This is a genomic window from Algoriphagus iocasae, from assembly GCF_014206875.1.
In the GTDB taxonomy this organism is placed as follows: domain Bacteria; phylum Bacteroidota; class Bacteroidia; order Cytophagales; family Cyclobacteriaceae; genus Algoriphagus; species Algoriphagus iocasae.
Window position 1 is genome coordinate 102396 of record NZ_JACIJO010000006.1, and the last position, 19574, is coordinate 121969.

The 19574-nt window shown below is 39.9% G+C and carries 10 protein-coding genes; 7 read left to right on the forward strand and 3 right to left on the reverse strand.

Annotated features, from left to right (window positions below; all coding sequences use genetic code 11):
* Nucleotides 1-34: 34 nt before the first annotated feature.
* The 4 genes from FHS59_RS22630 to FHS59_RS22645 all read left to right on the forward strand — a co-directional run bounded on the left by FHS59_RS22630 (nt 35) and on the right by FHS59_RS22645 (nt 7610).
* Nucleotides 35-1021: a FecR family protein gene (locus FHS59_RS22630; protein WP_184498570.1), complete on the forward strand. Its 987-nt coding sequence runs from the start codon at nt 35-37 to the stop codon at nt 1019-1021.
* A gap of 84 nt (nt 1022-1105) precedes the next feature.
* Nucleotides 1106-4591: a SusC/RagA family TonB-linked outer membrane protein gene (locus tag FHS59_RS22635; protein WP_184498572.1), complete on the forward strand. Its 3486-nt coding sequence runs from the start codon at nt 1106-1108 to the stop codon at nt 4589-4591.
* Between the two features lie 11 nt (nt 4592-4602).
* Nucleotides 4603-6039, forward strand: a complete 1437-nt coding sequence (locus FHS59_RS22640) for a SusD/RagB family nutrient-binding outer membrane lipoprotein (protein WP_184498574.1) — start codon at nt 4603-4605, stop codon at nt 6037-6039.
* On the forward strand, nt 6036-7610 hold the full coding sequence (locus tag FHS59_RS22645) for a calcineurin-like phosphoesterase C-terminal domain-containing protein (RefSeq protein ID WP_184498576.1): 1575 nt from the start codon (nt 6036-6038) through the stop codon (nt 7608-7610). Before FHS59_RS22640 ends, FHS59_RS22645 begins: the two co-directional genes overlap by 4 nt.
* Before the next feature lie 47 nt (nt 7611-7657).
* Here FHS59_RS22645 and bla read toward each other — a convergent pair whose 3' ends face one another.
* Nucleotides 7658-8398 carry a subclass B1 metallo-beta-lactamase gene (gene bla, locus FHS59_RS22650; protein ID WP_184498578.1) on the reverse strand — a complete coding sequence of 247 codons (741 nt, stop codon included), beginning with the start codon at nt 8396-8398 and terminating at the stop codon, nt 7658-7660.
* Nucleotides 8399-8502: 104 nt separating this feature from the next.
* Nucleotides 8503-11508, reverse strand: coding sequence for a PVC-type heme-binding CxxCH protein (locus tag FHS59_RS22655; protein WP_184498580.1), 3006 nt, complete (start codon nt 11506-11508; stop codon nt 8503-8505).
* Nucleotides 11509-11675: 167 nt separating this feature from the next.
* Between FHS59_RS22655 and FHS59_RS22660 the strand changes: the two genes are divergently transcribed.
* From FHS59_RS22660 to FHS59_RS22670, 3 genes are all read left to right on the forward strand, one after another.
* Nucleotides 11676-13307 (forward strand): tetratricopeptide repeat protein, encoded by a 1632-nt coding sequence (locus FHS59_RS22660; RefSeq protein WP_184498581.1) that lies wholly within the window; start codon nt 11676-11678, stop codon nt 13305-13307.
* A gap of 194 nt (nt 13308-13501) precedes the next feature.
* Nucleotides 13502-14593, forward strand: a complete 1092-nt coding sequence (locus FHS59_RS22665) for a phytase (protein ID WP_184498583.1) — start codon at nt 13502-13504, stop codon at nt 14591-14593.
* 11 nt (nt 14594-14604) lie between these two features.
* Nucleotides 14605-17373, forward strand: coding sequence for a TonB-dependent receptor (locus tag FHS59_RS22670; RefSeq protein WP_184498585.1), 2769 nt, complete (start codon nt 14605-14607; stop codon nt 17371-17373).
* A gap of 294 nt (nt 17374-17667) precedes the next feature.
* Here FHS59_RS22670 and FHS59_RS22675 read toward each other — a convergent pair whose 3' ends face one another.
* Nucleotides 17668-19473 (reverse strand): hypothetical protein, encoded by a 1806-nt coding sequence (locus FHS59_RS22675; RefSeq protein WP_184498587.1) that lies wholly within the window; start codon nt 19471-19473, stop codon nt 17668-17670.
* Between the last annotated feature and the right edge of the window lie 101 nt (nt 19474-19574).

Below are 19574 nucleotides of genomic sequence, written 5' to 3' on the forward strand. Positions count from 1 at the left end.
ACTTTTGACACTATAACAGTGAAACACAAAAGTCATGAGATTGCAATCTTCCCTTTTAGGAATAATCGGTAAAATACTTCGGGGCAAAGCATCCCCGTCAGAAATGGGGCAGTTTAATCAGTGGTATGATTCAGACCTTTCTGATGGATTGGAAATTGTGGACCATAGAGGAAGAAGTAAATCTGATATTGAAAAGGAAATATTTTTTAAAATCAGGCAACGTACGACTCAGATTCAAAAAACTGACACATCCAAAATCCGAAATATTATAAAGTTATCCCCTGTATGGATAGCAGCTTCGATCTTCCTTTTCTTAAGTGTTGGGATCTTGCTCCACCAATTGGTATATGAGCAAAAACCTGAAACAACAAAAAGCCTGTCTTTCCTGACTTTTGAAAATGGAACGGGCATGTTTAAGAAGATCAAATTGCCTGATGGATCAACTGTCCAGCTATATCATAATTCCCAAATCCAGGTTGCTGAGAATTTCAGTGAAAACAGGTATCTCAAACTATCAGGGGAAGCTTTTTTTGATGTTCGGAGGGATACAATCCATCCTTTTAGAGTAGAATCCCAAAATCTGGTTACTGAAGTTCTCGGCACTTCATTTCTGATCCAAAATTTAGAGAATGCAAAGGAAGTAGTAGCAGTGAAATCAGGTCTGGTGAAAGTCTCTGACCAAGCAGACACTAGCTTTATTCTTGAACCCAATTACCTTCTGGATTTTTCGAATGGTTCTGGCAATGTGAGAGAAATACCTGAAAATGCCCCTCTTTTTGCATGGACAGAAGATGTGCTGGTTTTTGAAAATACAGACATGAGCACGATGGTCTCAGAACTTGAAGATTGGTATGGAGTCACCATAGAGCACAATCTTTCCAAACAAATCTCCTGTGAAATCTCCGGTACATTTAAAAAACAGAGCCTGGAGAATCTACTTGAATTAATCAATTATTCTATTCCTATAACCTATCAAATCAATGGCAATCATGTAAGCCTACATTTTAAAAACTGCCCTTAAAAAAGCGAATGGATCCGCGCCAACGAATCCATTCAGTTCAGGGAAAAACGCTTTCGACATTCATCACATGAACAAATCAAATTTATGAAAAAAAAGTTACCACCAGCCTTAAAATCCTTGGTTATGAGATTATTTACGGCTTGCCTTCTCAGTTGTTGGATTCACTCCATGGTGTTTGCCAATGTGCTCACAGCACAGAAATTAGAGGAAACACAGATTACGCTTTCTTCTGTGGAAATGTCTTTGTCTGCTTCATTCAAGCAGATAGAAAACCAGTCAGATTTTAGCTTTTCTTATGAAAGTGGATTGGATCTATCCAGCAAAGTCACCTTTGCTTCCAGAAAAGCGAATCTTCAAAGAGTTTTGGAGTTGATTTCAGCTCAATCTTCTTTAAAGTTCAAACAGATTAACAATACCATTGCTGTTTCTTCCCAAAAGAAAACTCCTTTGAATAAAGTGGAAATCGAACGAGTAAGAGTGACCGGAGTGGTTCAGGATGCTGAAACAGGTGAAACATTGCCTGGGGTGAATATCATTATCAAAGGAACCACTAGAGGTACTACAACAGATTTAGACGGTAAATTCGGGTTGACGGTAGATTCCGGAGAAGCACTTGTTTTTTCTTATGTAGGATATGACAGACAAGAAGTTTTGATCGAAAATCAAACTGAACTTACCATTGGGCTGCAGCTGGACAGCGAGGCTTTAGGTGAAGTGGTTGTCACAGCATTGGGGATCAAAAGAGAAGAGAAAGCCCTTGGTTATGCTACTCAGAAGGTAGATTCCGAAGAACTTCTGGATGCAAGGTCTAATAGCTGGTCGGATGCATTGCGAGGAAAAGTAGCCGGTCTGAATGTGCTTTCCGCAGGTTCAGGGCCTATGAATTCCTCACAGATTAGCTTAAGGGGCGATAATTCCCTAAATCCAAATGGAAACTTTGCCCTGATTGTAGTGGATGGAGTTCCAATGAATTCTGGATTGACCTCATCAGGAGTTAGCAATGCTTATGGTGCTGGATCTGGAAATGACGTTCCCGTGGATTTTGGAAATGGAATAGCTGATCTTAACCCAGATGACATTGAAAACATCACGGTATTAAAAGGAGCAAGTGCCACGGCACTTTATGGTAGTCGGGCAGCAAACGGAGCTTTGATCGTAACGACGAAAAGTGGATCGAAAAAAAACAAAGGTCTTGGAGTGACGATTAATTCTAACATCAGTTTCCAAAATGTACTGAGATGGCCTGACAGACAATATGAATATGGACAAGGTACTGGTAGGGCTTTTAATTCAGATGGAGAACTCTACTACAGCTATGGTGCTTCCGAAGACGGAGCTAGTACAGGTGGAACCAGTAGTGCTTTTGGCCCTAAGTTCGATGGCCAATCCTATTTTCAATATGATCCAACTCTCGAAGGTCAATCTGCCGAGCGTCAACTTTGGAGACCTTATGAAGATAACGTAACCGGATTTTGGAGAACGGGATTTAATATGATCAATTCTGTTTCATTGGACGGAAATAATGATTCAGGTTCTTTGAGAGCATCGATTACACAGACAAAAAATGAATGGATCATGCCAAACACGGGTTTTGATCGATTGGTGGCGGCTTTGTCTGCATCTCAGCAAATCAGCAAGAAATTGAGATTGAATGCCAAAGTAAACTACACCAATAAGAATTCAGATAACCTGCCTGCCACGGGTTATAACAACCAGTCCATTGCTTACTTTATGATTTTCCAAAATCCAAGTATTGATTTGGAATGGTATCGACCAATCTGGAAACAAGGTCAGGAAAATGTAGATCAGGTTCATCCATTCAGTTCTTTCATTGATAATCCCTATTTGATCGCTTACGAAATGACCAATTCGGTGAATAACAATTCTGTTTTTGGAAATTTATCAGCGAATTATACATTCAATGATCATTTTGAACTCATGTTGAGATCCGGTTTGGCAATGAGTCAGGAGGAGAGAGCTCAACAGCGGCCTTACAGCACGGCAAATTTCCAAAGAGGTTATTACAAGGAGCAAAATGTTACCAATTACGAGCAGAATTCGGATTTCTTACTGACTTACAAGGGCAATCTGGCAGAGAAAATCTCTTTGAGAGCGAGTGTGGGTGGTAATCATATGAGCAGAAAATACCGGATGATGAGCGCTTATGTGGATGGGTTGGTGATCCCAGGTGTTTACAAACTTGCAAATGGAGTAAATAACCCAGTTTTAGCTACCAATGATGCAAATAGAGTAATTAACTCTCTTTACGGATTGATGACTTTGGATTTTGATGAAAAGATCTTTGTGGACATTACCGGCCGAAATGATTGGTCAAGTACTTTACCGACTCAAAATAACAGTTTCTTCTATCCTTCAATCAGCACCAGCTTTGTACTTTCAGACATTTTTGTTTTGCCTAGTCAAATCTCTTTTGCAAAACTTAGGGTCTCTGGAGCTCAGGTAGGAAATGACACAGAGCCTTATAGAACTTCTAAATATTATGGGCAAAGTGAATTTCCTGGCTCAGCCTCTGTTCCTTCCACACTATACAATGTAGACTTCAAGCCTGAAATCACGAGCAGTTTTGAAACAGGGATTGAGTTGATTTTCTTCCAAAGAAGGTTGGGATTGGACCTGAACTTATATGTTACTGAGACTAAAAATCAGATTTTGGAAGTTCCTGTAGACATCACCACAGGTTTTTCTAGAGCGATTTTGAATGCTGGAAAAGTAAGAAATCAAGGGATTGAATTGGTGCTGAATGGCAGCCCAATCAAGAATGATAAGTTCCAATGGAATTCCTTTGTCACTTGGGCAAAAAATAAGAATGAGGTCCTTTCTCTACCCGATGAAGTGGATGGTAGCCAGGTAATAGGAACAGGTGGAAATGCTTCAATTATTGCCAAAGTCGGTGGCACCACAGGAGATATTTACGGATTTGGTTTTGTAAGATCCCCAGAGGGTGAAATTGTTTATGGCGCAAATGGTCTGCCTGCAAGACCTTCAGAAATCCAATACATAGGTAATGCCTATGCAAAATGGAAAGGTGGATTCAGAAATGAGTTTATCTATAAAAATCTTCGGATGAGTATCCTGTTGGATGGACAATATGGAGGGATTGTGTATTCTCAAACACACCATAAAATGTCTGAGCAAGGTAAATTGACTCATACCTTAAAAGGCCGTGAAGACGGATTTATTGTAGGCGAAGGCGTAGTTGATAATGGAGATGGGACTTTTTCTCCAAATACCACCGAGGTCAATTTAGCGAGCTATTATGCAGATTATTACAGAAGGGCAAACGTAGAGTCCAATTCCTTTGATGCTTCTTTTGTGAAACTTCGTGAGGTCAGATTAGAGTATGCTGTTCCAGCAAGATTCTTACAAAAGACAAGTATCAATCAAGCGTCGATTGCTTTCTACGGAAGGGACTTAGCTATGTGGACCAAGTTTCCAATGTTTGACCCGGAAACAGCTGCTTTGAATGGAGGCACTCTTCTTCCAGGTGTGGAAATGGGGCAACTTCCGACTCCAAGAACCATGGGAGTGAATCTTACACTTAAGTTTTAATCAGAAATCAAATGAAAAAATATATCTCATCTTTATTGATCGGATCTTTGGCTTGGGCTTCGATTTCCTGTACCCAGGATTTTGAAGAGATCAACACAGATCCAAACAGGATTGACCAGATCAGTCCAGGAACTTTATTGAATCCAACGATTTATGGCATTGCAAGCTTTAATACTGACAGAGCTGATGCTTTTACTTTTCAGATCATGCAGGTGGCATTGCCATTTCCAAGTGTTTCCGGAGGTATTCACCGTTATGATATTACCGAGTCGGCTGGCAATTCTACCTGGAATACTTACTACAGATGGTTGGTAAATATCAAAGAAATGGAAGCATCAGCCATCGCCAATGTAGACGTGAATTACGAAGCGATTGCTTTGACTTTGAGAGCCTTGGCCTTGAGTCAATTGACAGATAGTTTTGGGGATATTCCTATGGATGAGGCAAGTAGAGGAGAAGATGGAATTTTCCAGCCTTCTTTCAATACTCAGGAAGAGGTTTATGCCCAGATTTTTGAAGATCTGGAGCGGGCTAATTCCTTGTATGATGATAGCCAGGCAATGGTATTTGGAGATGATATTCTATTTCATAATGATGTGAAAAAGTGGAGGAAATTCACCAATTCACTCCATATGAGATTGCTTTTAAGGGTTTCTAATCGTACGGAGGTTAATGCTTTTGGTAAACTGGCAAGTATGGTGAATAACCCTGAAAACTACCCGGTTTTTGAAAACACTGCCGAATCGGGCATCTTGCAAATTACAGGGGTAACTCCAAATTTATCTCCTTGGGGCAGAGCGATAGATTTTACTACTTTTCGTTCTATTTCTGAGTTTTTTGCAGACCAATTAAATGCGCTGGAGGATCCTAGAAGATCAAAATTTATGACTCAAGCCAGAGATTTGGATGGTACCACTACGATTGGATATAAGGGGATTCCAAGCGGTTTTGATGGAAATGAAAGCCAGTTTCAGTTTTTGCCAAGTAATCATAATATTGCCTTGGTGCAAGCACCGATGATTTCTTTGATTTTAACGTATGCCGAAGTAGAATTTATCAAAGCTGAATTGGCACAAAGAGGAGTGATTTCTTCTGATGCAAAGGAACATTATGAAAAAGGTGTCAAGTCTGCCATGGAGCAATGGGGAGTGGAATTGACCGAGGGATATTTCGCCAATCCTGCAGCTGCATATGACGGTACTTTGGAAAGAATTATGCTTCAAAAATATGTAGCGCTTTATTTCAATGATACCCAACAGTGGTTTGAATACAGAAGGACTGGCCTTCCTGTTCTCCCTAAAAATGATGGGATGCTAAATGATCAAATAATGCCGGTAAGATTCAGATATCCGGTAAGTGTACAAATTAATAATCCTGATAACTATGCAGCTGCCGTAGCACGAATGGGAGCAGATGATATCAATACAAAAGTATGGTGGGAAAAATGAAAAGAATGATCCAGACAGGGTTTTTAGCAGCCCTTATTTTAACATGCTTGACTGCCCATGCACAAGATTTGGTAAAGGGCTATGTGTTTCATGATGAAAATGGAAACGGGAAAAAGCAGCGTCGTGAAGCGGGACTTGCCTGTGTTAGCGTTTCCAATGGAATAGAAGTAGTACAAACTGATGAAAAGGGATATTTTGAAATTGGTTTAAAAGAAGGGCAACTTCTTTTTGTGATCAAGCCTAGTGGGTATTCTGCGCCTTTGGATTCTTTAAACAAGCCTCAATTCTATTACACCCACAAACCTTCAGGATCTCCTCAACTTAAATATGCGGGTTCAAAGCCTACAGGAGAGTTGCCAAAAGAAATCAATTTTGCTATGGTAAAAACAGATGAACCGGATGATTTTACAGCTTTGATTTTCGGTGATCCGCAACCTTATACTTTGGAAGAAGTGGACTTCTTTGATCGAGGTATTGTCAGTGAGGTTGAGGGAATTCAAAATGTAGCTTTTGGACTTTCTCTAGGAGATCTCGTAGGGGATGATTTGAGTTTATTTGGCCCTTATGCCAAAGCTGTATCGAAAGTTGGCTTGCCTTGGTATAATGTTATGGGAAATCATGATCAAAACTATGACGTGGATCAGGATGAGTTGGCTGACGAATCTTTTGAGGCTGTTTTTGGCCCAAGTACCTATTCCTACAATGTAGGGAAAGTTCACTTTATCGTGCTTGATGATATTTTATGGCCGGACCCGAGAGATAAAAATGGGTATTGGGGAGGAATGCGCCCAGATCAACTTCAATTCGTGGAAAATGATCTTCAATTCGTTCCAAAGGATCATTTGATTGTAATCTCGATGCATATTCCATTGAAGGAACAAGGTGATTCATTTCGGGATGAGGACCGCCAAAAATTGTTTGATCTATTAAAGGATTATCCAAATACTTTGTCTCTTTCAGCACATACCCATCTCCAAAAGCAGGATTTATTTTACAAAGAGGACGGTTGGAGGCAGGATAAACCCCATCATCACTACAATGTGGGAACCACTTCCGGGGACTGGTATAAAGGGACTTTGGACGAAAAAGGTATTCCGGTTTCCACTATGCGGGATGGCACTCCAAAAGGATATGCTTTGATTCATTTCGAAGGAAATCAATATAAAATCCGATATCAGGTTGCTGGCAAGTCCAGTGATTATCAAATGGAGATTTTTGCTCCAAGAGTCCTTGAAAAAGGGAAAAGAACCACTGCGGGAATTTATGTAAACTTTTTTATGGGTTCGCCGGAAGATGAAGTACTGATCAGCATTGATGGATCTGAGATGAAAGCCATGAACAGAGTGGAAGATTATGATCCACGGTATTTGGTGGATTTGCTACAATGGGATGTGACTGAAGAGCTGCTAGATGGAAGAAGGCCTTCTAATCCTGCCCAAAGTATGCACTTATGGAGAGTAAACATTCCTTCTGGACTGGAAACTGGTGAGCATGTCATTCGGGTACAAGCAACTGACAGATTTGGACAAGTTCATTTTGGAGAGCAAAAATTTCGGATTGAAGAAAATTGAGTGGTTTAATTAGTGGTTAAATGCCCCGTTCTCAGATCGGGGCATTTTTATTTCTTCTCAAACATCTCCACCGTATAATCCAGCAACTCCGTTCCACCGATTTTTCCATGTCCGGGAATTACAATCTGCGTATCTGGAAGTGCAGATTTTACCTTTCTGACAGTAGCGGACCATTCAGAAAGGTTGGCATCTTCGAGATTACCTTTTCCAGCTCCAAGAGCCTTGATCATGCAACCCCCAAAAATGACTTGGTCGGTAGTGACATATGAGATGAAATTGTCTTTTGTATGGCCTTCTCCAAAAAATTGATTGACGATTTTTATACTTCCAGCTTCTAGGTTTAATTTCTTTTTAAAGCTGATTTCAGGAACTGGGTATCCTGCTGACTTCGCTAATTCAATGGTTTTGGCAGACGCATAAGAAGGAATTCCCTTAGCATGAAATTCATTCAATCCTCCCAAACAATCCCAATGAAAATGTGTGGCAACAACTCCTTTGACTTTTACTTGCTTTTCATTTTCCAACCAGTCGATCAATTCCAGACTGGCTTCCTCATTGGCAGGTGTATCGAAAACCAAAGCTTCGTCCTTGTTGATTACGATCATTCCATTGCATGCCACTTTCCCAAAATCATCCGTGTTCAGGTAGCTGATGTGAAGAAAAGTATTGGGGCTTATTTGCTCGATTTGAAGGGTTTCTGATTGATAGGAACTGCTTTTTTGTTGTGCCTCTGCAATGAAAATAAAGCAGTTGATGAAAAAGAAAGTGAAAAGAGAGAATGTTTTCATGGGATTTTGAAGAGGTAATGAAACGAAAATTATGTGATTCTCCACCAAACAAAATCCCAGCCTATTTTTATAAGCTGGGATCAAATTTTAGAGAAGAGAAAAATTTACTTTCTCAAAGTTTCCAAATAGCTCACTAAATCTACCAGTTCTGTTTCAGAAAGTGGAAATTTTGGCATCAGAGACTGATCCTGCTGGGTGACGCTTTCCACATCTGCCAGTTTATAAATCTTCTGCTCACTACTTCCCACCAGTTTTACGATCAGGTCATTTTCTGTTTTTGAATTGACGATACAAGTGAATTCGGTTCCATCTTTCAGCTTGACTAATTGAGTCTCATACCCAAATCCCATTCCTTCAGAAGGGTTGATGATAGCATTGAATAGCCCTTCTTTGGATAGTTTGTCGCCGATTTCTGTGAGTCCAGGGCCAAAATCAATTCCTTCAGCTCCGATTTTGTGACATGCCAAACAGTAATTAGAAGCAATGGTTTTTCCGTTTTCTACATTTCCACTGGCAGCCAGCATTTTTGGTAAATCGTAATCACTTTTTGCTGCATCCCCAAAAAACTCATTTGCCTGAGCTCGAAGATTTCCATTCCAGGAAGAAAGCAATATCTTCTGAGCGATTGGAAGCACGTCAGCTGGGACTTTGTCTTCTTTCACCATTTCCCATAAATAAGGTTCAGAATTAAATCCTTTCGCAGCTTCCATTGCAGCAGTTCTAATGATCGTTGATTTTGATTCATCTGTATAATATCCTGCTAAAAGCTTTGCCATGCCTTCGTTATCGATGGATCCGAACTTCTCGATTGCCATAATCATATGAGCTTCGTCTCCTTGATCAATCTCTTTTTTAATATCATCCATGCCGTATAGCGATGAATAAATATTGGCGGCCATTTGCGAATGTTGGTTGTTTTCGGATTGATAAACCAATTCTTTCAATCTGTCTTTCTGGTCTTTGATTTCATATTTTCTGACGATATCGAGGAAGTCTCTATTATCAGCGATGCTTCCCGCGGTTGATTTTGCCAAAGCCAATAACTCTCTGTCTGGAGAAGCCGCATCGTAATTAATCTGTCTTAAAATGATCAATTGATCTTCCTCAGGAGCAGTTGCGAGGAGAGATTTCAGGATTTTCGTTTTGCTATTTGGCTCTTGAAAGTCCAGCGCTCTATAATACCTTTCATTGTTCCTTCCGGGTTGCGATAGGATGATTTTGCCCAAAAGTTCTGGAGTTTCGGTACTTCTTGATCTCCAAATGATGTCAGTTGCTTCTTGGGTTTTCATCCAAGAATCTTGCTTGTCAGAGAGATAAGCACTTAAATATTCATCCCAGAAACCATCGGCAGCAATTCCCAAAGCCTCCAAAAACCATCGGTCGCCTGACTGATAGGTGTTCGCAAGCTTCAGCCAAACATCTTCATTATTTTGATACCTGATGGCCAGTGCCACTTCTCTTCGAACCTGAATATCCTCATCTCCAGCCATCTTTAACAAGAAATCAGGATCGTTTAGCTGATTAATTCTTGATGCTCTAACTGCGGCAACGCGAATCAATGGATCGGAATCTGTGGATGCCATTTGAATGTATTCGTTTCCATTAGGAAGCTTTGTTAACACCCAAAATGCTCTGGCTTTCATTCTGGAATCGGCAGATGCAAAAAGCTCTTCCAATGCTCCTTTGGCTTCGTCTCCTTTGTCCACCAATGCCATGAAGGCTTTGAAGTGAGTTGCTCTATTTGGATTCTGAAGTAATTTGATCAATGAAGGAACACTGGTGTAATCTGGCTTCTCGACTTTATAATCCACACCTTTTGGTGCCAATCGATAGACACGACCTTTGTCTTGGTCTCCCATGGCATGTCCACCCACTCCTGGATCATACCAATCTGACACAAACAGTGATCCATCTGGTGCAACAGTCACATCGGAAGGTCTAAACCAATTATCACGTGAATTTCCATCCATCAAGTTCTTGATTGTTGCAGAAAAACCTGCTCCATCTTGCGAAGGAATATAGGCTCTGACAATGTTTGGACCTGCATCTGAGTGGATCAATTGGTTTTGATATTCTTCAGGAAGTAATTTTCCTTCATAAACCAAAATTCCTGTTGGAGATCCTGCGTAAGTTTGAAGCATATTCGGAACCACGCCCGGATCGTTAAGATGCCAATGTTGCTGGTAAACAGAATCCTCTAGATTGATTCTTCTGGTTCTCCAATCGGCTCCTGTCATTTCATCTTTGAATCCATAATTGCCATAATCCATGACATAATTGATTCTGGTGCTTCGGTTGCCGTCGTCATCATTATCTGATTGCCACATTCTGCCGTAGCTGTCAACTGCGACTTCGTAGTTATTCCGGAAGTTCCATGCCAACACTTCCACATCCGATCCATCAGGATTCATTCTGAATACCATTCCTTCTCGATAAGGTTGGGTCTGGCTGTTAACGGGTCTTCCCAAAGGATCTAAAATCGGAGAACCATCGGCATGATGAATTCCTTTGCCTTCATTTCCATAGTTGAAATAGAGCTTTCCGTCAGGACCAAAAGTGAAGGAATGCATACCATGATCATGCTGCACGCCACCCACACCTTCGAATAAAATTTCTTTTTTCTCAGGCACATCATCTCCATCAGCATCTGTGAAAACATAAACATAAGGGCTGACAGAAACATATACTTTATCTCCCAAAACAGCTATTCCAAGCGCTGCATTGATCTCTTCTCCTTGGTAAAAAACTTTTGACTCGTCTGCAACCCCATCTCCATCGGTATCCGTCATGATTAAAATCCGATCGCCATCAGATCTGGTGGGATTTCTTGGATTGAGATTGGATCGATAGTTATAAGCTTCAGTGATCCAAACCCGACCTTTGTCATCGATGTCCATATTTGTTGGATTGATCATCATAGGTTCGGATGCAAAAAGTGTCAGGTCAAGCCGGTCATCAGCTACCACTATTCCATCTATAGCATGGTCTGCTGAGCGTTTTTCCTCATCCGTTAATTGAGAATATTGTTCGTCAGTAAGTTTAGGTTTTTCCGGTGAACAGCTAAAAATTATGGCTAGTAAAGCCAACATAGAGAATGATATTTTTCTCATAGGTTTAAAGGGTTTTTTGAAACAGGATTCAAAATAGGAGTAATTAAAATTACGACCAAGGTATACCCATTGAATGTTAGTAATTTAAGTGAACCATGGGTAATTATGTAATGAATTGAAAATAATTTGGTAACACTGGGGTGAAGGCAATTTCTGAATTTTACCTTATGTTACTAAGATTGCTGTTTTCTCTTTTTTGCTGTTTGATTACAGTTCTTTCTATTGCTCAGAAAATCGATTCTCAGGTTGCCCAAAAGTTAGAAGAAGCAAATAACATTGCTGATTCTGAACCTGAGAGATCATTTAGTTTGGTTTCTGAAGTTCTTCAAAATAACATAAGTGAAGGTCCTTTGATCAAAGCAAAAGCTCATCAGCTCCAGGGACAACTTCTATTTCAATTTGCTTTATACCAAGAGGCAGTAGAAGCGCTTTATATTTCTGAAGAATTATTCAAGGAATTGAATTGTCAGCCTTGCCTTGCTGAGACCCATAATTCTTTAGGGGAAATCTATTACAAGATTAAATCTCCTGAAGCTGCTATGGCCAGACATGAGCAGGCCTTATCAATTTACAAAAACACAAACAATGTATTGGGAATGGCCAAAACTCTAGGGTTTATTGGTACCATGTATGAGAAGCTAGAAGATTATTCAAAGGCTTTGTCATATCAGTGGGAAGCAATGGATTTAGTGAAGTCGGCAAAGGATATCACTGCATTTGCCATCGTTCTAGAGAATATAGGCAGTATCAAAGAGGATTTAGAGGAATATGATTCTGCAAAATACTTTTTTCAAAAATCCTATGAACTGCATTTGATCGCAGGAGACAGTTCCAATATGATTGGTAATCTCAATAACCTCGGGGATGCATATCGCAAATCAGGTGATTTTGAAAAAGGATTGGAGTATTCAAAACTGGCGATGGATATGAGTGATAGATTAGGTAATACATATCAGCTTAGAAGCGCCACTGTGGATGTAGCCAAAAGCCTTCAGCTATTGGGAGAATTTTCTGAAGCCTATGATTATTTGGAGTTATCCAGACAGCTCAATGATCAGATATTTTCTGAAGAAGCAGCACGACAGTTGGCTATCAGGGAGGTCCAGTATGAATTAAATAAGAAAATCACCCAATTGGCAGAGTTTGAGCACAGACATGAAAAGGAAATTCTCACACGCTGGCTGTTGAGTTTAATTGTTCTTGCTCTGATCGTTTTGGCTTGGCTGATGTTGAATCGTCAAAAAATCAAAATCCGGAGCAGCAGGGATTTATTAGAAAGACAAAAAGAGCTATTGGAAATAAAAGAGAAATTGATTGCTACGGAAAAGGAAAACATCAATTTATTGGAAGCTAGGATGGCTGCAGAAGTAGAATCCCATTCCCAATCCTTATCTGCACAGACACTCCATGTGATCGAGAAGAATCAAATGCTGGGCGAAATCCAGCAGAAATTAAAACGCATATTAGAGGAAGATTCCAAAGAACAAAAGAAGAGAATCAGAAACCTGATCAAGCAAATAGATTATAATTTTTCTCAGGACACCGACTGGGAAGATTATAAAAACAGCTTCGAAAAAGTGCATCAGGATTTTTTTAAAAACCTCCATAAAAGCAGCAAGGATTTGACGCCTGGTGAACTCAAGCTGGCAAGTCTGATGCGGATGAATTTAAGCTCTAAGGAGATTGCTTCTACCTTGGGTATTTCGCAGGAAAGCCTCAGGATTTCCAGGTACAGACTCAGAAAGAAGTTGAACTTGGAAAAAGGAGAAAACCTACAGCAATTTCTGCTTTGTATATGATTTACAATTTGTTAATCTAGAATTAACAGACTGTAAAATACTGTTTTTCAAATCTTTATAATCTTTTTTAAAAATTCTGTTTCGTTTTTGTTAACGCTCGAATGGTCACTTGTTGCCTAATTGATAACGCTGATTTTTGATTAGAGCAAGGCGATAGCTATATCATTGTGCATTGATTTTACCAACGCAAAACCATGTTTAACAAAACCAATTATTGGATTTCAGGCATTGCACTTTTAAGCTTATTTGCCTGCCAAAAGACAGAAACTTCTACGGTAGAAGTAAGTCAGGAGATCAGCCCTCTCAAACCCATTTATGTGACAGACCCAGTAGTTCATGACACAGATGATCCAGCTATTTGGATTAATCCCATGGATCCTGGGCAGAGTTTGATTTTAGGTACAGATAAGGACTCGCTCGGAGCTTTATATGTTTTCGACCTGAAAGGTAAAGTGATTGACTCTTTAGTAAGAAGAGGTATTCAGCGACCAAACAATGTGGACATAGGCTATCAATTGGAGATGGGAGATGCGAAAATTGATTTTGCTGTGACAGGCGAAAGACTCACTTCCAAACTGCGCTTTTATAAGCTTCCTGAGATGGAAGAAATCAATCCATCCGGAATTGAGATTTACCAAGGGGAAGAAGGGCCAGAATTTAGGGATTTGATGGGTGTGGCAGTTTACAAAAACCCGAAGACCTCTCAGACTTATGTGATAGCAGGAAGAAAAAATGGGCCTACTGATGGAACATACCTCTGGCAATACGAAGTAAAAGGTAGCTCATCCGGAATCGAACTTGAGCTAGTTAGAAAATTTGGCCAATTCTCTGGGAATAAAGAGATAGAAGCGATCGCGGTCGACAATGAACTCGGGTTTATTTATTATTCAGATGAGGGAGTCGGGGTCAGAAAATATTATGCCGATCCTGAAAAAGGAAATGAAGAGTTGGCTTTGTTTGCCACCGAAGGCTTTACAGAAGACCATGAAGGAATTTCAATTTACAAGACAGGAGAAAAGACGGGCTATATTTTAGTCTCGGATCAAGCAGCCAATCTTTTTCATGTTTTTCCAAGGGAAGGTTCTACTTCAGATGCTAATGAGCATGTATTGATCACCAAAATACCTACCAGTACAACTTCAAGTGACGGGTCGGAGGTAACCAACGTCAACCTCAGTTCAGATTTCCCAAATGGATTATTTGTGGCAATGTCTGATGACAAAACTTTCCAGATCTATGACTGGAATGACCTAGCCAAGAGAATCCAAAATTCCATCCAACCTTAATCAACTAAACAATGAAAAAATATATACAAGTATCATTGATAGTTCTGGCTTATTTGATGATAAGCTCACAACTATTTGCGCAGGGCGTATTAAGGGGAAAGGTGATTGACCCACAAGGTCTGTCTTTGCCCGGTGCCAGTTTGGTGCTTAAAGGAACCACGATTGGTACGGTAACCGATCAAAAAGGTGAATATGCTATCACCAATCTTGATGCAGGGGAAGTTGAAATTGAAGTTACTTATTTGGGCTATGGATCCTCCAGTGCCAAAGTCACCATCAAGGATGGAGAAACTTCTGTAATCAACTTTAAACTGGAAGAAAGAATGATTGAGAGCGCTGAATTCGTAGTGTTTGGTGATCGCTTGAAAGGCCAGGCAAAAGCTCTGAATCAGCAGAAGACCAATGCGAATATTACAAACATCGTTTCCTCTGATCAGGTAGGTAGATTCCCCGATGCTAATATTGGGGATGCCATGAAACGTATTCCCGGGATCACAATGCAAAATGACCAAGGTGAAGCTAGAAATATCATTATTAGAGGGATGGCTCCGCAGCTGAATTCAGTAAACTTTAATGGAGAAAGGATCCCCTCCGCTGAAGGAGATAACAGAAATATCCAAATGGATTTGATTCCTTCAGATATGATCCAGACTATCGAGGTGAATAAAGCTGTTCTTCCGAATATGGATGCTGATGCAATCGGTGGTTCCGTAAATTTGGTGACGAGACAAGCACCTAATTCTTTGAGAATCTCAGGAACTGCAGCTTCCGGGATTAATTTGCTTTCCAATAAGCCTATTTGGACAGGTGCTTTGGTTTTAGGAAACCGATTTGCAAATGATAAATTAGGAGTGATTTTTTCCGGTTCTTATAACAACCACAATTTTGGTTCGGATAACATTGAGGCAGTTTGGTATGAATCCGATAATGGGATTGTTTTGGAAGAATTTGATATTCGCGAATACAAAGTTCAGCGTGTAAGAAAGTCAGCAACTTTGGCTTTGGATTATAAGCTTTCTACCAATCATACCCTGTTTTTGTCTGGGATGTATAACCAAAGAAATGACTGGGAAAACAGATTCAGAATGCGTGTAAGTCAATTGGATGAAGCTTTTGACGAGGGAGATTTTGAACAAATCTCAAATGGTATTTACCAAACCACTGGTAGAGTGGAATTTGAGACCAAAGGTGGCCTGGATAGTGATAAAAACAAGGCGGCAAGATTGGAAGACCAACGAGTGTATAACATCACATTGGGAGGAGATCATTTGTTCAACAAATTGAAAATGGACTGGAATGTAACCTATGCAAAGGCATCCGAGGAAAGACCCTTTGAAAGATATACTTCTTATCGTTCATCTGGTCAGGATGTAAGATTGGATGTTCCCAATCCAAGAGAGCCTTTGGCTATTTTGAGTGATATGTCCGATAACCTTGGGATTGGATTTAATGGTTTGTCAGAACAATATGGATACACCTTTGATCAGGATTTAAATGCCAAGTTGGATTTTAAGTTGCCTTATAGTCCAAAGGGCATCCTGCAATTTGGAGTGAGATACAGAGGTAAAAACAAAGAAAGAGACAATAACTTTTTTGAGTATGAACCACTCGATGAAGATGCATTTGGAGCAACACTTGGTGATGTGCCAAATCGTAATTATTCCGATCCAAACTTCCTTGCCGGATCGCAATATCAGGCTGGAACATTTGTAGATCCAAAATTTTTGGGTGGTTTGGACTTGAAAAATGGAGCTTTGTTTGAAGAAACTGATCTATTGGAAGAATATGTACCTGGAAATTTTACTGCCAAAGAAACGATCACTGCAGCCTATGTTATGGCAGATCACCAGTTTTCAGAAAAGTTATCTGTAATAGGTGGATTGAGAATTGAGCACACATCCATTGATTATAATGGGAATATTTTTGATTTGGATAATGAAGAAGTGAGTCCGGCTGAAGGGGAGCAGAGCTATTCCAATTTAATGCCTGGACTTCATCTTAAATACGATATTGACCAGAATAGCATTATCCGTTTTGCATGGACCAATACTATTGCAAGACCTAATTATTATGACTTGGTTCCCTATGCAAATTTCAGCCCAGAGGATGAAGAGTTAGAGCGTGGAAATCCAAATTTGAAACCTGCTACGGCGATGAACTTCGATTTGATGGCTGAAAAATATTATGAAAATGTGGGATTGATATCACTGGGAGGTTTCTATAAGGATATTGATAATTTCGTTTATACTATTACTTCTCAGGGATATTCAGATCCTCAGTTTGGAAATGATCTGCAATATTCAAGACCAGACAATGGTGGGACAGCAAGTGTTTACGGATTAGAAGCTTCCATTCAAAGACAGATCTGGAAAAACTTCGGGATTTATCTAAACTATACCTACACGAAATCCTCTACTACCGGGATTGAAGATAGAGATGGGGAAGATCTTGAATTACCCGGCACAGCAGATAACATGTTTAATGCCTCACTTTCTTATGAAAACAAACGCTTTGTTATGAGAGTGTCTTTGAATTATGCTTCTGATTATTTAGACGAACTTGGAGGTGAAGGTTTTGAAGATCGCTATTATGACAAGCAGACATTCCTAGATGTTAATGCTTCCTATGCCTTTACTCCAAAATGGAGAGTGTTTGCTGAAGGAAACAACCTGACAAACCAACCTTTGAGATATTATCAAGGGATCAAATCCAGAACCATGCAGGCGGAATACTACAACGCACGGTTTAACTTCGGAGTGAAATTCGATTTGTTCGAATAGTCTCAATAATTTGTAAAAATTGAGGCTGTGTCTATTGTCTAATTTTTGTCAGTCTGAGTGTTAAATATTCTTAGAAAATACAAAAAGGGAATGACAGCAATTGGTTTTAAAAACTGGATTGCGGTCACCCTGAGCGGAGTCGAAGGGGCCTCGACTCCGCTCGGACTGACCCACATATCTCGCCATTAAATCAATCTGTCATTTGTAGGGGAGTCGAAGGGTCCTCGATTTCGAGACTCCCGTCTCTCAAATGCTCATTGAGACAAAAACAAGTTATGACACAGCCTCATTTTTTTATAGCTGTTGATCTGAGACGAAATTGTTTGAGACATTCAGTTCTGCAAGAAGGGAATCCAACTGAGCTTTCATTTTTTCCAGGATTTCCTCAGAATCTATTTGTGCTGATTTGATCAATTCCTGATAGTAAGCGATTCCTTGCTCCAAATTGGTTCTGAATTTTTCCAGGTAATTTTCCTGTTTCGTACTGGGATTTGAAATCAACTTTTGGAATTCATTTTTTAAGTGGCTGACATAAAGCTGGGCCTCTTTTACAAAAACATGTGGTCGATCCAAGTCAAGGTTCAAGTTTAGCTTTCCATAAATATGAGAAACCATTTCTTTGAGACTGAAAACCCCTTTGAAATAGGCCAGATTAGGTCCAGGGCAAATGGTGACTGCATTCAGATTTCTTCTTGGAGATGATCCGTTTGCTAAAATCGCCGGAGCACTTAATCCTTCACAAAGACAGTCTTTTTCGGCCACTTCCTTCCATTGGCTTTCTGTGATTTCACCATTTTGAAATTGCTTGCTTTTCAGATTTTGATATTGTCTGGATGCGGTGCAAATTGGTTTGTCGGTGAATTCGGTGCTGAACGAAAGAAATTTCTTATAGCAAGGACTTCCAGGTCGATTATTTTCCAGCCGACGAATTCTCTGCTCCTCACCACTGCTGTTTCTAAGATTGTTGAAAGGGACACCCAGAGGAGATGCATGGCTTAAGAAATAATCTGACTTTTTAGATTTTAGAATTCGTTGTAAAGTATCATCATCCACAGAGGTGGCTTCGGGAACAAGCAAAAAAGGACTTCCCCATCCAGTGCCATCCAAGGCATAATAGTTTCTTAAAAAACTATCTTCCTGTGCATTTCCAATTCCACCTTGATAGGTGATTTTAATTTGGGAATCTGAAGACAAAACTTCAACACCTTTGTCAGCTAGTGCTTTCTGGTAAACTTCAAAAAGAGATTCTTTGAGGACGGTTTTGTTTGTTTTAAACTCTTCCAAAATCTGTCCGATCAAAAATCCGTCTGTTGCAAAGGCATGACCCCCACAGTTAAGGCCTGATTCAATTCTAAACTCAGAAACCCAAAGTCCTTTTTTCGCCAAGAATTTACCTTGGATTAAGGCAGATCTATAATCAGAAACTTTCAGGATAATCCCTTTTTCCATTTCCCCCTTTGAATCAGGGAAAAAGCAATCGAAATTCTCAGCGTAGCTATATAGTGCAGGGTTTAATCCGGCAGAAAAAACGACAGATCCTTTAATTTTACTTTTGGCAAAACCTCTAAGTGAAGCCAAAGCATCAGAATATTCGCGTGGTAAAATGGTACCGTCTTTATCGTAATTCATTTTATCCACTTTCGTCATGATATTTACATCGATGGAGCCGGGGATAATCAGAGATTGAATCTGTGGGTAAAGTGATTTTTGCTGTACTGGAGAGGCTTTTAAAAACTGATCGAAGATGAATTTATTTGGGTGTTCATCCGATAATAATTCAGCATACTTTTCGATCAATTCCGGATGGGTAAGACCATTTTCCCGGATTTCTTCGATCTTAAGATCGACGATTTGTTGCACGAGATCTAAATATGCTGTTATCCTTTTAGCTCGAAAGTCTTCTTCTTTCTCGCCGATTTCCTGAAATGGTAAGTCGTATTTTTCAGAATAAATCCTCCTCAAGTCTTCCATCAGATGATCATCCATAATGGAGATGACGCTGGATATGCCAAACTGAGCTACCTTTATCGGGCTATCGGCAGTGTAGCCCAAACCCATGACAGGAATGTGAAAAGAATGAACGGAAGTAGATTGATACATAGGACTTCTAGATAAATTGAAGTCCCAAAATTAATTCCGTGAATTTCTATAAACGATTGAATGGAGGTGGTTTTGCTCAGGCATAAAAATGATAAAAATCA

Coding starts and splice junctions, on each gene's coding strand:
- FHS59_RS22630 (WP_184498570.1), top strand. CDS start 35: ATGAGATTGCAATCTTCCCTTTTAGGAATAATCGGTAAAATACTTCGG.
- FHS59_RS22635 (WP_184498572.1), top strand. CDS start 1,106: ATGAAAAAAAAGTTACCACCAGCCTTAAAATCCTTGGTTATGAGATTA.
- FHS59_RS22640 (WP_184498574.1), top strand. CDS start 4,603: ATGAAAAAATATATCTCATCTTTATTGATCGGATCTTTGGCTTGGGCT.
- FHS59_RS22645 (WP_184498576.1), top strand. CDS start 6,036: ATGAAAAGAATGATCCAGACAGGGTTTTTAGCAGCCCTTATTTTAACA.
- bla (WP_184498578.1), bottom strand. CDS start 8,398: ATGAAAACATTCTCTCTTTTCACTTTCTTTTTCATCAACTGCTTTATT.
- FHS59_RS22655 (WP_184498580.1), bottom strand. CDS start 11,508: ATGAGAAAAATATCATTCTCTATGTTGGCTTTACTAGCCATAATTTTT.
- FHS59_RS22660 (WP_184498581.1), top strand. CDS start 11,676: ATGTTACTAAGATTGCTGTTTTCTCTTTTTTGCTGTTTGATTACAGTT.
- FHS59_RS22665 (WP_184498583.1), top strand. CDS start 13,502: ATGTTTAACAAAACCAATTATTGGATTTCAGGCATTGCACTTTTAAGC.
- FHS59_RS22670 (WP_184498585.1), top strand. CDS start 14,605: ATGAAAAAATATATACAAGTATCATTGATAGTTCTGGCTTATTTGATG.
- FHS59_RS22675 (WP_184498587.1), bottom strand. CDS start 19,473: ATGTATCAATCTACTTCCGTTCATTCTTTTCACATTCCTGTCATGGGT.